This window comes from Shewanella sp. Arc9-LZ, assembly GCF_010092445.1.
GTDB lineage: Bacteria > Pseudomonadota > Gammaproteobacteria > Enterobacterales > Shewanellaceae > Shewanella.
The window spans coordinates 3,867,282-3,883,945 of the sequence record NZ_CP048031.1 but is presented as its reverse complement, the minus strand read 5'-3'; the positions used below and the strand labels follow the sequence as shown (position 1 = coordinate 3,883,945).

Annotated in this window: 15 protein-coding genes and 7 tRNA genes; 11 read left to right on the top strand and 11 right to left on the bottom strand. The window is 42.2% G+C overall.

The window, feature by feature from the left end:
* Positions 1-15: 15 nt before the first annotated feature.
* From holA to leuS, 3 genes are all read right to left on the bottom strand, one after another.
* Entirely contained in the window at positions 16-1,050 is a 1,035-nt protein-coding gene (holA, locus tag GUY17_RS16670; protein ID WP_162023779.1) for a DNA polymerase III subunit delta, read from the bottom strand.
* Positions 1,050-1,544: an LPS assembly lipoprotein LptE gene (gene lptE, locus GUY17_RS16665; protein ID WP_059744816.1), complete on the bottom strand. Its 495-nt coding sequence runs from the start codon at positions 1,542-1,544 to the stop codon at positions 1,050-1,052. The genes holA and lptE overlap by 1 nt, the downstream gene beginning before the upstream one ends.
* Before the next feature lie 140 nt (positions 1,545-1,684).
* Positions 1,685-4,276, bottom strand: a complete 2,592-nt coding sequence (leuS, locus tag GUY17_RS16660; RefSeq protein WP_101088859.1) for a leucine--tRNA ligase — start codon at positions 4,274-4,276, stop codon at positions 1,685-1,687.
* A 120-nt stretch (positions 4,277-4,396) separates the two neighbouring features.
* Between leuS and GUY17_RS16655 the strand changes: the two genes are divergently transcribed.
* Positions 4,397-4,897 (top strand): zinc ribbon-containing protein, encoded by a 501-nt coding sequence (locus GUY17_RS16655; protein ID WP_101088702.1) that lies wholly within the window; start codon positions 4,397-4,399, stop codon positions 4,895-4,897.
* Between the two features lie 16 nt (positions 4,898-4,913).
* Here GUY17_RS16655 and GUY17_RS16650 read toward each other — a convergent pair whose 3' ends face one another.
* From GUY17_RS16650 to GUY17_RS16615, 8 genes are all read right to left on the bottom strand, one after another.
* Positions 4,914-5,204, bottom strand: coding sequence for a DUF6482 family protein (locus GUY17_RS16650; RefSeq protein WP_174839650.1), 291 nt, complete (start codon positions 5,202-5,204; stop codon positions 4,914-4,916).
* 111 nt (positions 5,205-5,315) lie between these two features.
* Positions 5,316-5,828, bottom strand: a complete 513-nt coding sequence (locus GUY17_RS16645; protein WP_101088703.1) for a prepilin-type N-terminal cleavage/methylation domain-containing protein — start codon at positions 5,826-5,828, stop codon at positions 5,316-5,318.
* A gap of 12 nt (positions 5,829-5,840) precedes the next feature.
* Positions 5,841-7,403 carry an apolipoprotein N-acyltransferase gene (gene lnt, locus GUY17_RS16640; protein WP_101088704.1) on the bottom strand — a complete coding sequence of 521 codons (1,563 nt, stop codon included), beginning with the start codon at positions 7,401-7,403 and terminating at the stop codon, positions 5,841-5,843.
* 3 nt (positions 7,404-7,406) lie between these two features.
* Positions 7,407-8,285 (bottom strand): CNNM family magnesium/cobalt transport protein CorC, encoded by an 879-nt coding sequence (gene corC / locus GUY17_RS16635; protein WP_101088705.1) that lies wholly within the window; start codon positions 8,283-8,285, stop codon positions 7,407-7,409.
* Positions 8,286-8,330: 45 nt separating this feature from the next.
* Positions 8,331-8,801: an rRNA maturation RNase YbeY gene (gene ybeY, locus GUY17_RS16630; RefSeq protein WP_101088706.1), complete on the bottom strand. Its 471-nt coding sequence runs from the start codon at positions 8,799-8,801 to the stop codon at positions 8,331-8,333.
* A complete protein-coding gene (locus GUY17_RS16625) occupies positions 8,798-9,862 on the bottom strand; it encodes a PhoH family protein (protein WP_162023778.1) in 1,065 nt (354 codons plus the stop codon). Before GUY17_RS16625 ends, ybeY begins: the two co-directional genes overlap by 4 nt.
* 161 nt (positions 9,863-10,023) lie before the next feature.
* The gene (gene miaB / locus GUY17_RS16620) at positions 10,024-11,448 is read right to left on the bottom strand and encodes a tRNA (N6-isopentenyl adenosine(37)-C2)-methylthiotransferase MiaB (RefSeq protein ID WP_101088708.1); all 1,425 of its coding nucleotides are present in this window, start codon (positions 11,446-11,448) and stop codon (positions 10,024-10,026) included.
* 82 nt (positions 11,449-11,530) lie between these two features.
* Positions 11,531-11,953, bottom strand: coding sequence for a hypothetical protein (locus GUY17_RS16615; RefSeq protein ID WP_162023777.1), 423 nt, complete (start codon positions 11,951-11,953; stop codon positions 11,531-11,533).
* 227 nt (positions 11,954-12,180) lie between these two features.
* On the opposite strand from GUY17_RS16615, the gene GUY17_RS16610 reads away from it, so the two are divergent.
* The 10 genes from GUY17_RS16610 (at position 12,181) to GUY17_RS16565 (ending at position 16,400) form a co-directional block, all read left to right on the top strand.
* Entirely contained in the window at positions 12,181-13,404 is a 1,224-nt protein-coding gene (locus GUY17_RS16610) for an FAD-dependent monooxygenase (RefSeq protein WP_162023776.1), read from the top strand.
* 218 nt (positions 13,405-13,622) lie between these two features.
* Positions 13,623-14,210: an aminoacyl-tRNA hydrolase gene (gene pth, locus GUY17_RS16605; RefSeq protein WP_101088711.1), complete on the top strand. Its 588-nt coding sequence runs from the start codon at positions 13,623-13,625 to the stop codon at positions 14,208-14,210.
* Between the two features lie 77 nt (positions 14,211-14,287).
* Positions 14,288-15,379: a redox-regulated ATPase YchF gene (gene ychF, locus GUY17_RS16600; protein WP_101088712.1), complete on the top strand. Its 1,092-nt coding sequence runs from the start codon at positions 14,288-14,290 to the stop codon at positions 15,377-15,379.
* 213 nt (positions 15,380-15,592) lie between these two features.
* Positions 15,593-15,669 (top strand) — tRNA-Met (locus tag GUY17_RS16595).
* A gap of 45 nt (positions 15,670-15,714) precedes the next feature.
* Positions 15,715-15,799 (top strand) — tRNA-Leu (locus GUY17_RS16590).
* 45 nt (positions 15,800-15,844) lie between these two features.
* Positions 15,845-15,919: transfer RNA gene (locus tag GUY17_RS16585), tRNA-Gln, on the top strand.
* A gap of 23 nt (positions 15,920-15,942) precedes the next feature.
* A tRNA-Gln gene (locus GUY17_RS16580) sits at positions 15,943-16,017 on the top strand.
* Positions 16,018-16,022: 5 nt separating this feature from the next.
* Positions 16,023-16,099: transfer RNA gene (locus GUY17_RS16575), tRNA-Met, on the top strand.
* 93 nt (positions 16,100-16,192) lie between these two features.
* Positions 16,193-16,277: transfer RNA gene (locus GUY17_RS16570), tRNA-Leu, on the top strand.
* Between the two features lie 48 nt (positions 16,278-16,325).
* Positions 16,326-16,400, top strand: a tRNA-Gln gene (locus GUY17_RS16565).
* Positions 16,401-16,664 lie beyond the last annotated feature (264 nt).

Genomic DNA, 16,664 nt, shown 5'->3' with positions numbered 1-16,664 from the left:
TCCTTACTTTTTGTCTCAGTCTGTTAATTCAATATGAGCTAAACGGTTATGTGCTCGTGGATCAAATAAAATGCAAAGATGGCTGAGACCAATCCAATCTTCAAGCCCTTTTTGTTTGAGATTTAATTCTAATTTAGACGCAAACGCGAGCATATGTTCGATATGATCTAAATCTAATCGCGTTATTGCTGCTTGATAAAGCGGTTTACGCTTATCCCAAATCCGGTGCTGGCCCCACAGTTTACTGAGTTGCTCGCCATTATGAACGGCCAGTTTCAAGGTGAGCAGCAAATTTATCTCTTTGAATAAAGCCCACATTAAAATGGGCATAGCAGTGCCTTCAGCCTGCAATTGAGCCAGCATGTGCTGTGCATGTTTTTGATGGTTACCTAGAATGGCATCACAGAGTTGAAACACACTGAAACGAGATTGGTCTTCGAAATATTCACTGAGTTGTTCTGGGGCAATATTTTGCTTAGGGCTGAGCAGTTGTAACAATTGCATCGCTTGTTCAGCCGCCAATAAGTTACCTTCAAATAGGGTAAACAACATGGCTTTGGCATCATGGTGAACTGTGAGTTCATAATGAGAAATACGACTGTCTAACCAGCGTTCAAACTGTTTACCTTCAGGCGTGGTGCAGGGTAGGTATATACCTTTGGCATCGAGTGATTTAAACCATTTGCTATTGGTTTGCTCTGCACTGGCTTTGGGGCCTTGAATAATCAATAACATATCAGGATTAGGGTGTTGCAACAGCGTTTGAAATGCTGCAGCGCCTTCCATGCCAGGTTTGCCTTGCGGCAGGGTTAACTCAATAATCCGCCTACTGGAAAATAAGCTCATTGCTTGCCATTCTTGGACTAAATCTCCCCAGTTAAAACCGGTTTCTTGGCTTAACTGTACACGCTCTTCAAAGCCTTGTTTTTTAGCGGCGTTGAGGATCAATTGTTTACTGTTTTCGATTAACCATGGGTCATCACCAAACAGTAAAAAACATTGAGGTAGTGGTTTGAGATGTTGTTTGAGTTGATCAGGATAAACCCGCATTACTCTGCCCCGATTGACGCCAGAGTTTGGATAATATAATCGGCTGCCTGTACGCGCATTTCTTTAACCAACAACTCCATTTCACGGCTTTTTGCTAATGCAGTACGAGGATCGTCTTGATAATCTCGACGGATTTCAGTATCAAAATCTTGTGGCTCTTGTCCTGGTAAAGTGACCGAATAATGCACTAAGTAGATCAGCTCATATTCTGCGACATTTCCAGTGGGATAAAGTGACAATGTGGCACGTTCCAGTGAGTCGTTAATTAACCGTAATGTCGGTGTTTTTTCTGCTGCATCGACAAGGCTTATACGGTTGATCCGTAATCTGTCACGAACTAAGCGAGTTAACTCACTGTATTCATCGCTGCTACTCAAATGTAATTCGGCTAATTCAGCTGGAATGGAATAACTGCGTTGGAGTTTGAAGCCGCATCCTGCAGTGGTCAGTAGCACCAATGTCATTATGGCTAAACAGATTTTTTTGGCTAGCATAGTGAGGGGAGGCATCCTTGTTTATTTGCATGGTTAAATAAATAACTTACCGCGGTGTAACCCGCGGTAAGTTATAACACTGAAGCGTTAACGTTATCACCCTAATTTCGGAGGCTGACGAGCCTCCTCATTAAGACAACTTAGTTAGCAACAATACTTAATAGTTTGCCGGGCACGTAAATGACTTTACGAACCGTTAACCCTTCAGTGTGTTTTTGTACGTGCTCATCACTCATGCCTAATGCTTCTACATCTTCTTTTGATGCATCAGCAGCAACAGTAATTTTTGCGCGAACCTTTCCGTTTACTTGTACCACAATGAGCTTGCTGTCTTCGACTAACGCAGACTCATCGACTTCAGGCCAACGGCTATCTTCAATATCACCTTCGTTACCTAGCTCATTCCATAACGTAAACGTCATATGCGGAACAATAGGGTAAAGCAAACGCGTTACTGCAGACAAAGCTTCAGCAAGTAATGCTCGATCTTGAGCCGTTTCTTGTGAGGCTTTCAGTAAATGGTTCATTAGTTCCATTACTGAGGCTACAGCGGTGTTAAACATTTGACGACGTGCAATGTCATCGCTGACTTTGGCAATGGTCTTATGTAATTCACGACGCAATGCTTTTTGATCGGCATTTAATTTGCTGGTATCTAATGGGTCAGTTTTACCTGCTGCAACATGATCGCTAGCCAATTTCCAGAAACGTTTAATGAAGCGATGTGCTCCTTCAACGCCAGACTCTTGCCATTCCAGGGTTAATTCTGGTGGCGAGGCAAACATCATGAATAAACGTACGGTATCAGCACCGTACTTTTCAACCATAACTTGTGGATCGATACCGTTATTTTTCGATTTAGACATCTTACTCATACCAGTGTAAACCAGTTCATGACCTTGATTGTCTATCGCTTTAATAATGCGGCCTTTGTCGTCTTTTTCTACCACAGTCACTTCTAAAGGTGATACCCAAACTCGGGCACCTTTTTCGTTGGTGTAGTAATAAGCATCTGCTAATACCATGCCTTGAGTCAGTAATTGCTTTGCGGGCTCATCACTGTTGACTAAGCCAGCATCACGTAGCAACTTATGGAAAAAGCGGAAATACAATAAATGCATACAAGCGTGTTCGATACCGCCAATGTACTGATCTACTGGTAACCAGTAGTTAGCTTTAGCAGGATCTAACATTTCGTCTGCGTGAGGGCTACAGTAACGGGCGTAATACCACGATGATTCCATAAAGGTATCAAAGGTATCTGTTTCGCGCATTGCAGGCTGACCATTGACTGTGGTTTCTGCCCAAGCTTTATCAGCTTTGATCGGACTTTGAATACCGTCCATCACCACATCTTCTGGCAAAATAACTGGCAGTTGATCTTCAGGCGTTGGCACAACAGTACCATCTGCGAGGGTCACCATTGGGATAGGAGCACCCCAGTAACGCTGACGAGATACACCCCAGTCACGTAAACGGTAGTTTACTTGACGCTTGCCTTTGCCTTCTGCAGTTAATCGAGCATCAATGGCTTCAAAAGCCGCTTGAAAGTCTAAACCGTCAAGCTCTGGGAAAGTGTCTCCAGAATTAAATACGATACCTTTTTCGGTGTAGGCTTCTTTGCTGACGTCTACTTCGCCATCTACTGGCTTAATGACCGCTTCAATCGCAAGCTTATATTTAAGCGCAAATTCATAATCGCGTTGATCATGAGCAGGTACCGACATTACCGCACCCGTGCCGTAATTCATCAATACAAAGTTAGCTACCCAAATAGGTACTAACTTGCCACTAATAGGATGAATAGCTTGTAAACCGGTTGCTACGCCTTTTTTCTCCATCGAAGCCATCGCAGCTTCAGTGGTATCAGCATTTTTACATTCTTCTAAAAATGCGGCTAACTCAGGGTTATTCAATGCAGACTGTTCAGCTAAAGGATGACCTGCTGCAATAGCTACATAAGTCACGCCCATTAAGGTATCTGGGCGAGTGGTGTAGATGTCAAACGAGGCATCACTGTCAGCAACGGCAAAGGTCATTTCAATACCTTCACTGCGGCCAATCCAGTTGCGTTGCATGGATTTAACCTGCTCAGGCCAGCCATCTAACGTGTCGATGTCGTTAAGTAATTCTTCAGCGTAATCGGTGATTTTAATAAACCACTGAGGAATTTCTTTCTGAATCACTTCAGTATCACAGCGCCAGCAGCAACCATCTTGTACTTGCTCGTTTGCGAGTACGGTTTCATCGTTTGGACACCAGTTTACTGATGAGGTTTTTTTGTACACTAAACCTTTGGCATACAACTGAGTGAAGAACCATTGTTCCCAACGATAGTACTCAGGGGTACAGGTAGCGATTTCACGACTCCAGTCATAACCAAAGCCTAATAGCTTAAGTTGGTTCTTCATGTAGTCGATATTTTCGTATGTCCACGGTGCCGGGGAGGTCTTATTATTGATCGCGGCATTTTCTGCAGGCAGACCAAATGAGTCCCAACCAATCGGTTGCAAAACATTTTTACCTTGCAAACGTTGATATCGTGCCACTACATCGCCTATTGTGTAGTTACGGACGTGGCCCATGTGAAGACGACCTGAAGGATACGGAAACATTGAAAGACAATAGAATTTCTCTTTGCTTTCATCTTCAGTAACTTCAAAGGTTTTATGTTCGTGCCAGTGCTTTTGCACTAAGGCTTCAATTTCTGAGGGATTATATAGCTCTTGCATCAATCTATTTCCGGCCATGCCGCCCATTGTTTGATCTAACGCTCAGCAGCGAGATTTATAACTGCATAGAATAAACCAGAAGTGATCTATTAAAAAGGTGCGTATTAAGGAGTATTACTTATGAGTGGAAAAAGTTCAGCACTATTAGCCTTATATCAGTCACTATTCGAACAGGTGAAAACCTCGTTTGAGCAAGATAACTCATTGACTGCTAAAAGTTTGTTTAAGTCAGTGACCCAGGGTAAAGAGTATTTAAAACTAAAATCTCATGCAGATGAAGAAGAGCTCGCTTTAGTAGAAGAATTTTTAAAGCGTGACATTGCAGCCTTCTTAAATGAGGAAAATGCCGATAATTTGAGTTTTAGTCCGATGGTTATTGGGATTGAGAATACATTATGGCAGTGGTTGAGCGAAATAACTGATCGTAGCCAAGTGGAGTGGCATGAACTTTTACAAGATTTTAAACATCATGGTGTTTATAAGTCTGGGGAAATTATTAACCAAGGTAAACTGACCTGCGATAAATGTGGTCATCAAATGCAAATCGATTTTCCTGGGGTCATCCCCGACTGCCCAAAATGTGATTATAATGAGTTTTCAAGGGAGCCGTTAACACCATAACCAGCTAAGTGAATACTTAAAACTCTACTCGGTAATGGTAGTGACTCGTACTGCTGTTACCGATCATTTCATCATACGCTGTCTGAATTTCTAGCATGGCATAATGAATGCCTTGTTGTTTCAATAACACTTCAGCTTGTTTGATTGAGTTGAAACTCAGCTGTTTCCCTGCTTTATTGCGAACACTGTAAAAATTTCCCAGCAGATCTTTAACACCGAGCAAATAATGATTTGAGTCGGCATAACTAATAATCGTTGGATGTTTAGTTTGTTGGGATATGGCTAATTTTATTTCAAATAGTTGCATCGTAATCTTCACCAATAGTTGTTTACCCAAGACATTACGAAGCAAGCTGAAGCTTAGTTTATATTGATAGCTTATTTTTAACATCTAAATGCATTTAAAGATGGTTGTAGATTAGCAACCACTGACTACAGTTTGATATTGGGGTGCTGTATTTGCATCTGCGGCTTGAGTGTAAGAAAAGTAACAATTGTCATTGATGACCTGGCCATTATCATCTTTATCATATCCGATATAAGTAATAGCAATTCCTTGATATTGAATGGTAAAAGCGTCATCCACAACGATCCATTTTTCGATGTCCGTGTTGTCTAAATAGCCCCATTTCAACCGAGTTTCAAATACTCCGTCGTTGTCGATATCAATATCGATTAAGTCATCGCGGTTTGTGACGGCTTGCACTCGTAAGCTCGTCATTTTTGAACGGGCATACACCAGAGTATTGGCTGTTTTAATGCTGCCCATGAGGCCCGATAGGGTGCGCTGTCTCGCTTCGGTACTCAAGCCAATAAACTTAGGTGCTGCAACCAGCGCTAGAATGCCTAAAATAATGATGACCACAATCAACTCTATTAAGGTAAATCCTTTTGAGAGAACCTGTGTTTGGAGTCGAATCGATTGTGACATCAAATTGTCCTGTTATTTACGTAAGACGTTTCTGACACCAAATAACACTAATAAACCGCACAGTATGAGTAAGGGGAATTGACCTATTTTTCTAAACCAAGTTTCACCTTGATAAAGTGCAATATTGGTTACTAACACCCCAGTTTCAAACTGCGGGATAGCATCGGTAATTCGTCCATGCGGATCAACGACTGCAGTAATGCCATTATTGGTACCACGCAGAAGAGGTTTACCCATTTCAATGGCACGCATTTGGGCTATTTCCATGTGTTGTAATGGCCCGTTAGATGCGCCAAACCAAGCGTCGTTTGATACGGTGAGTAGCATATCTGTTTCATTTGTAACGCTTGCTCTTACTTGCTCTGGAAAGGCAATTTCATAACAAATCGCCGGCGCTACATGATAACCCAGTGCAATTAAATTAGGTTGAGTGTAGTCACCACGTTGGAATGATGACATTGGTAAATTAAAAAACGGTGCAATAGGGCGTAATAAATCCCCTAATGGCACGAACTCACCAATTGGCAGTAAATGATGTTTCTTAAACTCGTTGGTGCCACCGGCAATATAGTCAGCACTTTGTTGCTGTTTCTGATGGTGATTACCTAATACGATTAATGAGTTATAAAAATCATTTTGCTGGTGGCTAATAATGCCTGTAATAATCGCAATGTTATTCATATTGGCGACTTGATTGGCATTCAATAAAAAGTCTTCCACCATGGCTTCTGGTGCAGGAATGGCAGCTTCTGGCCAAATAACGATATCGACACTAGAGGCATCATCAAATTGCTCACGGGTTAGATCCATGTATTTAAGCATGGTTGGCCACAATGCATCTGGCTCCCACTTCATACTTTGGGGAATATTACCCTGCACTAATGCCACTTTAACTGTTTTACCACTGGCTGATATTGGGTTGAGTTGCGGTGCCGCCCAAGCGCTTAATGCCAAGATAGGTAATATGATTAACACTGGGAATACTCGCTTTTGTGTTAACAGCATCAGTGAGCCTGCAACTAAAGCCACCACAAAGCTCAGTCCTAACGCACCAATAAAGCTGGCAAATTCACTAAGAGGCCCTAATGTTTGGCTGTAGCCAGCCCAAATCCAAGGGAAACCTGTCAGTACCCATCCTCTTAACCATTCAGTTAGCACCCATAATGCTGGGAATAATCCTAGATAGGTAAAGTAAGGATTTAAGGAGTGCTTAGCTGTGCGTGATAACTTGCTGAGCAAGTATCCTGTTATTGCGGGATAAATTGCCAGATACAGTGCCAGTAAAGCCATTAAGGTTATCGACACAACAATGGGCATGCCACCAAAGGTATCAATACTGACATGCACCCAACTAATGCCAATGGCAAAGCAGCCAAAACCGAAACTAAGCCAGTAATACAAACTTTGTTTGGCGGTTAATGTATGACTCTGCCATAGGGCAAAACTCAATGCTAAAGGAAATATGGCCCAAATTTCATAAGGCGCAAACGAAAGTGCCGTACTGGCGCCAGCAATAAATGCCGTCACCAGACGAACAATACTCAAAGAAGAGTGTAAAGGTTGAGTTTTTAGCACGATTTAGTCGTCGAATTCTTCACTAATATTAGGGTCAGGGAGTTTAACACGAAGTTGCACCAAGCGGCGGTTATCTGCGTTAATGACTTTGAACTCGATATTGTTGATGATAATGCTTTCATTACGTTCTGGTAAATGGCCAAATGCATGCGACACCATACCACCGACAGTATCGAACTCTTCATCACTGAAGTTGGTACCACAGGCATCGTTGAAATCTTCAATTTCAGTCAGCGCTTTTACCATGAACACCGTGTTACTGAGTTTTTTGATTTCGGTATCTTCAACTGAATTATGGTCAAATTCATCTTCAATTTCCCCGACAATTTCTTCGAGAATATCTTCAATAGTGACTAGGCCTGACACTCCACCATATTCATCGACAACAATCGCCATATGGTAGCGTTGCGAGCGGAATTCTTTGAGCAGTACATCGACTCTTTTACTTTCAGGAACGACCACGGCAGGTCTAATCACTTGGGCAAGAGTAAAAGATTCATCAGATTGTTTAAATCCGTATTTGATCAAATCTTTAGCCAGTAAAATGCCTTCAATATGATCTTTGTCTTCATTAACAACAGGGAAGCGAGAGTGACCTGAATCCATGACGATTTCTAAAAACTCATCGACGGTCGAGTCTATTTGAATGGTAACAATTTGCGATCTTGGGATCATGATGTCGCGCACACGAAGGTCGGAAACCTCTAATACACCTTTAATCATTTCGCGAGTATCTTCGGTGATGAGGTCACGCATTTCTGCACCGGCGATGACATCAACTAAATCTTCGCGATTTTGAGGTTCGCCCTGAAATAATTGGTTAATTTTATCGAACCAGCTCTTCTTGTGGGCGTTTGTACTCGGGGGGATATCGTCACTCATAATATTTACCTAAACAGGGTTATCTATAAGATATACCTTGTTTATTTATGCTTCCTTATAGGGATTGTCAAAACCTAAGCCTTCAACAAGTTGGGTCTCTAATGACTCCATCTCATCGGCTTCTTCGTCGATAATATGGTCATAACCCAGCAAATGCAAGCTACCGTGTATGACCATGTGTGCCCAGTGTGCGATTAGCGGTTTATTTTGCTCAATTGCTTCTTGTTCCACCACTGGTGCACAGATAACGAGGTCACCCAATAATGGCAATTCAACTTCAGGCGGCGCTTCAAATGGAAATGACAATACGTTAGTTGGTTTGTCTTTACCGCGATAAGTTGAATTGAGCTGCTGACTCTCGGCAATATCAACAATACGAATGGTTAACTCGACTACTGGCATTGTTTGGCCAATAGCCGTTCGAACCCAAGTTTCAAACTCAGCTTGAGTCGGTAAATGTGGATTATCGACTGCAATTTGCAGGTCGAGATCTAATGATATCCCTTGCTGGCTCATTGAGCACTTTCCTCTTTATCTATTAGCTGACGTTTCTGCTCACGTTCACGATAAGCTTGTTCTTTGATGGTTTTTTGGATTTGCTCTTGTTGCTCGAATGCTTCATACGCTTCAACGATACGAGCAACAACAGGGTGGCGGACCACATCTTGGGCAATAAAGAAATTAAAGCTGATCTCAGATACTTCACTGAGCACCTCAATGGCGTGACGTAGGCCTGATTTTTGGCTACGAGGTAAATCAATTTGAGTAATGTCGCCAGTGATCACCGCACGAGAATTAAACCCAATACGGGTTAAGAACATTTTCATTTGTTCAACTGTGGTGTTTTGGGCTTCATCTAAAATAATGAAAGCATCATTGAGAGTCCGGCCGCGCATGTAAGCGAGCGGGGCGACTTCAATTACGCCGCGTTCAATCAGTTTTTCAACCTTCTCAAAACCCATCATCTCAAATAAGGCATCATAAAGTGGGCGTAAATATGGATCGACTTTTTGGCTTAAATCGCCCGGTAAAAAACCGAGTTTCTCGCCGGCTTCAACCGCAGGACGAGTTAATAGAATACGACGCACTTCTTGTCGCTCATACGCATCAACCGCCGCTGCAACAGCAAGGTAAGTTTTACCTGTACCAGCAGGGCCAATACCAAAGCTGATGTCGTGACGAGTGATATTATGCATGTACACACTTTGATTTGGTGTACGAGGCTTAATCACACCACGCTTAGTTTTTATATGGATGCTACTGTCGTCGGAGTCTTGCTGTGCTTCAAGGTTAATGGCTTCTTGAATGGCTAAATGCACTACTTCAGGTTCTAAGTCTGGCGTGCTGCCTTTTACGGTTTGGGTTTCAATGTATAACTGACGCAGCAAGTTATTGGCATTGAGCGCATTACGTGGCAGTCCAACAATAGTGAAGTGGTTATCTTTATGAACAATCTCAACACCTAATCGGCGCTCTAGCTGTTTGATGTTGTCATCAAATGGGCCACATAATGACACGAGGCGGCGAGTATCTGAAGGTTCTAGATACAAATTCATGGTAGTGACTTTAGTGGTCAAATAAGGCTCCAGGTTTTGGTATTGGACAACAAAATATATGCCATTTAGTAATAATGACAGTTTACGAGTCTCTGTATCGAATTACCATAATATGACTAATTTTAGGCAAAATTAAAGGCGGACAAGCCGCCTTTAATATCATCTTAAGCAACAAACATGAATTACGGCTTAAAGTGGGTCACACCTAATGCGTCATCTTGCTTGTGTTTAGCCATAATATCAGCTGGTTGTAAACTGCGACGTAAATCCATTTCATCTTCACCACGGACAAATTCGCCGCGTAATGAGTTGGTATAAACATCAACAATTTTCACATCAACGAAACTGCCGATATGAGTGTGGGCGGCTTCAAAGTTAACGACTCGACTGTTTTCAGTACGACCGCGAAGTTCCATTGGATTCTTTACCGATGGACCTTCTACTAAAATACGTTGAACTGAGCCTAACATATGACGGCTATAACGCATTGCTTGTTGCGTAATGCGCTCTTGTAAAATAGCTAAACGCTGCTTCTTTTCTTCGTCGCTAACATCATCAGGCAAATCTGCCGCAGGCGTGCCTGGGCGAGCGCTGTAGATAAAGCTAAAGCTGTGGTCAAAACCAACATCTTCAATCAGTTTCATGGTATCAGCGAAATCTTGTTTAGATTCGCCAGGGAAACCAATAATAAAGTCTGAACTGATTTGAATATCAGGACGAGCTTTACGCAAGCGACGAATAATCGACTTGTATTCAATTGCCATGTGACCGCGTTTCATTTGGGTCAAAATACGATCAGAACCCGATTGCACCGGTAAATGCAGGAAGCTCACCAATTCAGGCGTGTCTTCATACACATCGATAATGTCTTGGGTGAATTCAATTGGGTGGCTAGTGGTAAAACGTAGACGGTCGATACCATCAATTGAGGCCACTAGGCGCAATAATTCCGCAAAGGTACATATCTCATCATCATGAGTTGCACCGCGATATGCGTTAACGTTTTGACCTAATAAATTGACTTCACGTACACCTTGGGCGGCTAATTGAGCCACTTCAAGAATAACGTCATCTAACGGACGGCTGACTTCTTCACCACGGGTATAAGGTACCACGCAGAAAGAACAGTACTTACTGCAACCTTCCATAATTGACACGAACGCGGTTGGACCGTCAGCGCGAGGCTCAGGAAGACGATCGAACTTCTCAATTTCTGGGAAACTGATATCAATCACGGCTTTTTCGCCACGTTGAATTTGTTCAATCATCTCAGGTAAACGATGCAATGTTTGTGGACCAAAGATAATATCAACGCATTGAGCGCGATCTTTAATTGCTTTACCTTCTTGCGAGGCAACGCAACCGCCGACCCCAATAATTAAATTAGGATTTTTATCTTTTAAAGATTTCCAACGCCCTAGCTGATGGAATACCTTCTCCTGTGCTTTTTCACGAATAGAGCAAGTATTAAGCAGCAGAACATCTGCTTCGCTTGCGTCCTCGGTCAAGGTATATCCTTGATAGTCGTCTAATAAATCGGCCATCTTTGATGAGTCATACTCATTCATTTGACAGCCCCAGGTTTTAATATGAAGTTTTTTACTCATCAGTGCTCGCCAGTAAATCACAGTAAAAATAGCGCGACATTTTACCTGTTGTCAGGCGGTCTGGCTAGCACTAGTGCAAGTTTCACTCATTTGAATCTAAACTTTGTAATAGCCTTGAAAATTGTAATGATTTATCGTTGGCGTTAAACGTGATGGATTGAGCGGAGTAAAAACCAAATTCTGCGGCCATTTGGCGACTTTGTTGCTGGACTTGAACGAGATTACTTTGGCTTAAATCGCGATTAAAGCTGAGCAATATTTCCGTGGTTTGTTGATATAGGGCATAATCGAATGCATTACGATATGTCACGGTAATGGTTTCAATGGGACCTATATTTGTTGCGTCCGGAGTGATTAAATTATTTTTGGGGTTATTGGCACTGGCTTTAGTCGACAGTATTAATGCGCAACTTATGATTGTGGTGATCAAAACTGTGGTGATCAAAACTGTGGCAATTAAACCATAGCGAATGTAATGGCGTACAAATTGATGGTGACTGTTCATGATGCCCTCTCTTGATTACGTAAAGTGGATCAATTAATGAGACAGTCACAGTATATAAAATCGTTTATTGATTGATTTTTGTTCATTGTAAGCAGATGTAGGTAAAAGCCGTTATAGCAACATTTGGTCATGCTTTAGCTCTTATAGACATATTTATACATATATTGACCTCTATTCACTGTCATATTAAACAGAAACTCATCTCACTATTTATGGATGCCAACACAATGCAAGATGCTTCATTCACATCAACGAACACCACTGGTCACACTAATCATTATGATGTTGTCGTTGTTGGCGGCGGAATGGTCGGTGCAGCAGCAGCGATTGGATTAGGTCAGTTAGGGCTCAGTGTTGCAGTGATTGAATCTCGCCAACCGCAACCTTATGAACCTGAGCAGCCTCTAGATGTACGAGTTTCGGCAATTAGTGTGGCATCTGAGCAATTGTTAGCGCGACTTGGTGTTATGGATGAGCTGCTAACCATGCGTCATGTGCCATATACTGGTTTAGAAACATGGGAACTTGATGGCTGCCTTACTGCATTTAGCGCCGAACAAGTTGGCCAGCCGCACTTAGGCTATTTTTTTGAAAACCGTTTAATTCAATTAAGCCTATGGCAACAAATTCATCAAATGGACAACATCACCTTACTGTGTCCAGCTAAAGTGATGCAGTTTTCGCGTTTAAGAGATGGTCATCAAGTCGGTGTTTTGCTGGATAATGGCGATATGCTTACTACAAAATTACTTGTTGGTGCCGATGGGGCTAACTCGCAAGTGCGCCAATGGGCGGGTATTGGGGTGACAGGTTGGGATTATGCCCAATCGGCAATGTTAATCAATATAAGTACTCAAACTCCTCAGCAATCAATTACCTGGCAGCAATTTACTCCAGCAGGGCCTAGAAGCTTACTGCCGCTGCCTGGAAATAATGCTTCGTTAGTGTGGTATGACGATGCCAATCGAATTAAACAGTTATCTCAACTGAATGATCTACAACTTGCCGAACAAATCAGACTGCATTTCCCATCGAGATTAGACCCTGATTTTACTGTTGAAAATCGCGGTAGTTTTCCATTAACTCGGCGCCATGCACAACAATATTATCAAGATAATCTGGTTATTATTGGCGATGCAGCTCACACGATTAATCCATTAGCTGGTCAAGGCGTTAATATTGGTTTTAAAGATGTCGATGTGCTGGTGGCTCAAATTGCTAATGCTATTGGTAATGGTAAAACATGGTGGCATGCGAGTGTATTAAAGCATTATCAGCAAGCGCGATATTATGATAATCAATTGATGATGACTGCAATGGATGCTTTTTACGCTGGTTTTAGTAACAATTTATTGCCATTAAAATTACTGCGTAATGGCGCGTTAAAACTGGCCAATATCGACTCACCGCTAAAACGTAAAGTATTGAAGTACGCGCTTGGGCTGAATTAAACTATCGGTTGCCGATATGTGCCATTTGTTAGCTAGGCTTACTACGCAACAAACATGACTTCTGTAAAGAGTCGTCAACCGTAAAGCATGAGTGGCTTTGAATGATTACATTATGAGTGAAATTGGTATAAAATGCCGCGTTTTGCATCATGTGTATTTTGATGTACCCCATGAAGGCATTTAGCAGCATTGTTTGCTATTAAACTGACTAGGTTGTGATGAGTAACATTAAATTGATTGTCGGGTTGGCAAATCCGGGTGCTGAATACGCACAAACTCGCCATAATGCTGGTGCATGGTACGTGCAAGAATTAGCGCGTATATGTAATGTCCCTTTGGTTGCAGAGAGTAAATATTTTGGTGTCACAGCCCGTGCAACGTTGCATGGCAGGGATGTTCGTTTACTGATCCCGACAACTTATATGAACTTAAGTGGTAAGTCGGTTGCAGCGTTAGCCAATTTTTTCCGCATTTTGCCCGAGGAAATCTTAGTCGCCCATGATGAGCTGGATATGGATCCTGGTGTGGCTAAATTCAAGTTGGGCGGTGGCCATGGCGGTCATAATGGTTTAAAAGACATTATTGCCAGTTTAGGTAACGACAAAAACTTTCATCGTTTGCGCATTGGCATTGGCCATCCAGGCGATAAAAATAAAGTCAGCGGCTACGTACTTGGCAGGGCACCAACGATAGAGCAAGAGCGAATAAACGCCGCGATTGATGAAGCGGTTCGTTCAACCGAGATTTTATTTAACCAAGACATGGCGAAAGCCATGCATAGATTACATTCGTTCAAAGCAGAATAAGCCAAGCGAGTTTTGTTTTAACACCCTTTCGACATCATTATCCAATGGGATAACTCTACATATATAAAGGTAAGCATATGGGTTTTAAATGCGGCATTGTTGGTCTGCCAAACGTGGGTAAGTCAACGTTGTTTAATGCGTTAACACAAGCGGGTATTGAAGCGGCAAACTTTCCGTTTTGCACTATTGAGCCAAACACGGGTGTGGTACCGGTACCAGATGCACGTCTTGATGCGTTAGCTGCTATTGTTAAACCTCAACGTATTTTACCTACTTCTATGGAGTTCGTTGATATCGCTGGTCTAGTCGCTGGTGCATCGAAAGGTGAAGGCTTAGGTAACAAGTTTTTAGCTAACATTCGTGAAACTGATGCAATTGGTCATGTAGTACGCTGTTTTGAAGATCCGAACATTGTTCACGTAGCGAATAAAATTGACCCAGCTGGCGATATTGAAGTCATTAATACAGAGTTAGCTCTAGCAGACTTAGACGCATGTGAGCGCGCTATTTTTCGTCAAGCTAAACGTGCTAAAGGCGGCGACGGTGATGCAAAATTTGAAGTCGCTGTACTTGAAAAAATGCGTCCATTGTTAAATGAAGGCCAAATGTTGCGTTCGTTGGAATTAACTAAAGAAGAGTTAGCAGCCGTTGCTTACCTTAACTTCTTAACGATTAAACCAACAATGTACATTGCTAACGTTGCCGATGATGGTTTCGAAAACAACCCTCATTTAGATGTTGTTCGTGCTATTGCCGCTACAGAAAATGCTATCGTTGTGCCTGTATGTGCTGCTATTGAATCTGAATTAGCAGAAATGGAAGCAGATGACCGCGCAGAGTTTATGGCTGACCTTGGTTTAGAAGAGTCTGGCTTAGACCGCGTAATTCGTGCAGGTTACGAATTACTGAATCTGCAAACGTACTTTACTGCAGGTGTAAAAGAAGTTCGCGCATGGACAGTACCTGTTGGTGCTTCTGCCCCACAAGCTGCTGGCGTAATCCATACCGACTTTGAACGTGGCTTTATTCGTGCACAGGTTATGGCATATCAAGATTTTATTACCTACAAAGGTGAAGCTGGCGCCAAAGATGCGGGTAAATTACGTGTTGAAGGTAAAACATACATCGTTAAAGATGGCGATGTAATGCATTTCTTATTTAACGTATAAGTGTCACTTACGTTAATTAGAAATTAAAATGGGCCGTAAAGGTGTTTAAGGTGTGTTAATTGGGTTTATTTTGTCGATTCGGCATTCAGTTTGGTGAAGTTATAGCCGAACAAGTCGAATTGATGAAAATAGCGAAAAAAACCAGTTGACCTAGATAACCTGAATAAGCATAATACGCCCCGTTCCTCACCAAGAGGGATAGCAAGAAATAGTGGCAATATAGCTCAGCTGGTTAGAGCACAGCACTCATAATGCTGGGGTCGCAGGTTCAAGTCCCGCTATTGCTACCATCTATTTCTTACCCATCTGCTCAAGATGTTAAACTAGAGTGTTGTGCGGGAGTGGTGGAATTGGTAGACACGCCAGATTTAGGTTCTGGTGCCGCAAGGTGTGAGAGTTCAAGTCTCTCCTTCCGTACCATTTATTAGAAATATTGGCTTAAGCGAATGTTTCAAAAAGTTTGATTGGGATATCGCCAAGCGGTAAGGCACTGGGTTTTGATCTCAGCATTCCAAGGTTCGAATCCTTGTATCCCAGCCATTTATAAAGTTAGACAAGATTATTGGGATATCGCCAAGCGGTAAGGCACTGGGTTTTGATCTCAGCATTCCAAGGTTCGAATCCTTGTATCCCAGCCATCTTTGGCAATGTAGCTCAGCTGGTTAGAGCACAGCACTCATAATGCTGGGGTCGCAGGTTCAAGTCCCGCCATTGCTACCATATTTACTGGGTAGAGTGAGTTGTACTTACGTTAGCTGGTAAAGCAAAGTTTACTCTGAAATAAAAAGAGTATACTCTAAGTTAAAATTTGATGCGGGAATGGTGGAATTGGTAGACACGCCAGATTTAGGTTCTGGTGCCGCGAGGTGTGAGAGTTCAAGTCTCTCTTTCCGTACCATCAAATTTTAGTCACAATTGTTTTTCATATCTGTTTAAAAAATACTATTGGGATATCGCCAAGCGGTAAGGCACTGGGTTTTGATCTCAGCATTCCAAGGTTCGAATCCTTGTATCCCAGCCAAATTCTAAAAAGCCCGTCTTATAGACGGGCTTTTTGCTGCGTTTTTTCAGCAAAATGTTTTCAGCAAAATGTTTTGAGCATATTGAAGCCTGTTGATGTTAATACTGCTCAAAGAAAATCACCCCTTAGCCTTATCCCATCTGCTATCAACTTACTCTGAATAAGCAGATAATTAATACAATCGGTATTGTTTACCAATAGTATTTTCCTATCAACGCGATTGATTCTATCGGTTATCTATTTTACTTACTGTTGTTTAGACTT

What these genes read in the sequence shown, in the direction of transcription:
- holA (WP_162023779.1), bottom strand. Translation starts at nt 1,050, where the DNA reads ATGCGGGTTTATCCTGATCAACTCAAACAACATCTCAAACCACTACCT.
- lptE (WP_059744816.1), bottom strand. Translation starts at nt 1,544, where the DNA reads ATGCTAGCCAAAAAAATCTGTTTAGCCATAATGACATTGGTGCTACTG.
- leuS (WP_101088859.1), bottom strand. Translation starts at nt 4,276, where the DNA reads ATGCAAGAGCTATATAATCCCTCAGAAATTGAAGCCTTAGTGCAAAAG.
- GUY17_RS16655 (WP_101088702.1), top strand. Translation starts at nt 4,397, where the DNA reads ATGAGTGGAAAAAGTTCAGCACTATTAGCCTTATATCAGTCACTATTC.
- GUY17_RS16650 (WP_174839650.1), bottom strand. Translation starts at nt 5,204, where the DNA reads ATGCAACTATTTGAAATAAAATTAGCCATATCCCAACAAACTAAACAT.
- GUY17_RS16645 (WP_101088703.1), bottom strand. Translation starts at nt 5,828, where the DNA reads ATGTCACAATCGATTCGACTCCAAACACAGGTTCTCTCAAAAGGATTT.
- corC (WP_101088705.1), bottom strand. Translation starts at nt 8,285, where the DNA reads ATGAGTGACGATATCCCCCCGAGTACAAACGCCCACAAGAAGAGCTGG.
- ybeY (WP_101088706.1), bottom strand. Translation starts at nt 8,801, where the DNA reads ATGAGCCAGCAAGGGATATCATTAGATCTCGACCTGCAAATTGCAGTC.
- miaB (WP_101088708.1), bottom strand. Translation starts at nt 11,448, where the DNA reads ATGAGTAAAAAACTTCATATTAAAACCTGGGGCTGTCAAATGAATGAG.
- GUY17_RS16615 (WP_162023777.1), bottom strand. Translation starts at nt 11,953, where the DNA reads ATGAACAGTCACCATCAATTTGTACGCCATTACATTCGCTATGGTTTA.
- GUY17_RS16610 (WP_162023776.1), top strand. Translation starts at nt 12,181, where the DNA reads ATGCAAGATGCTTCATTCACATCAACGAACACCACTGGTCACACTAAT.
- pth (WP_101088711.1), top strand. Translation starts at nt 13,623, where the DNA reads ATGAGTAACATTAAATTGATTGTCGGGTTGGCAAATCCGGGTGCTGAA.
- ychF (WP_101088712.1), top strand. Translation starts at nt 14,288, where the DNA reads ATGGGTTTTAAATGCGGCATTGTTGGTCTGCCAAACGTGGGTAAGTCA.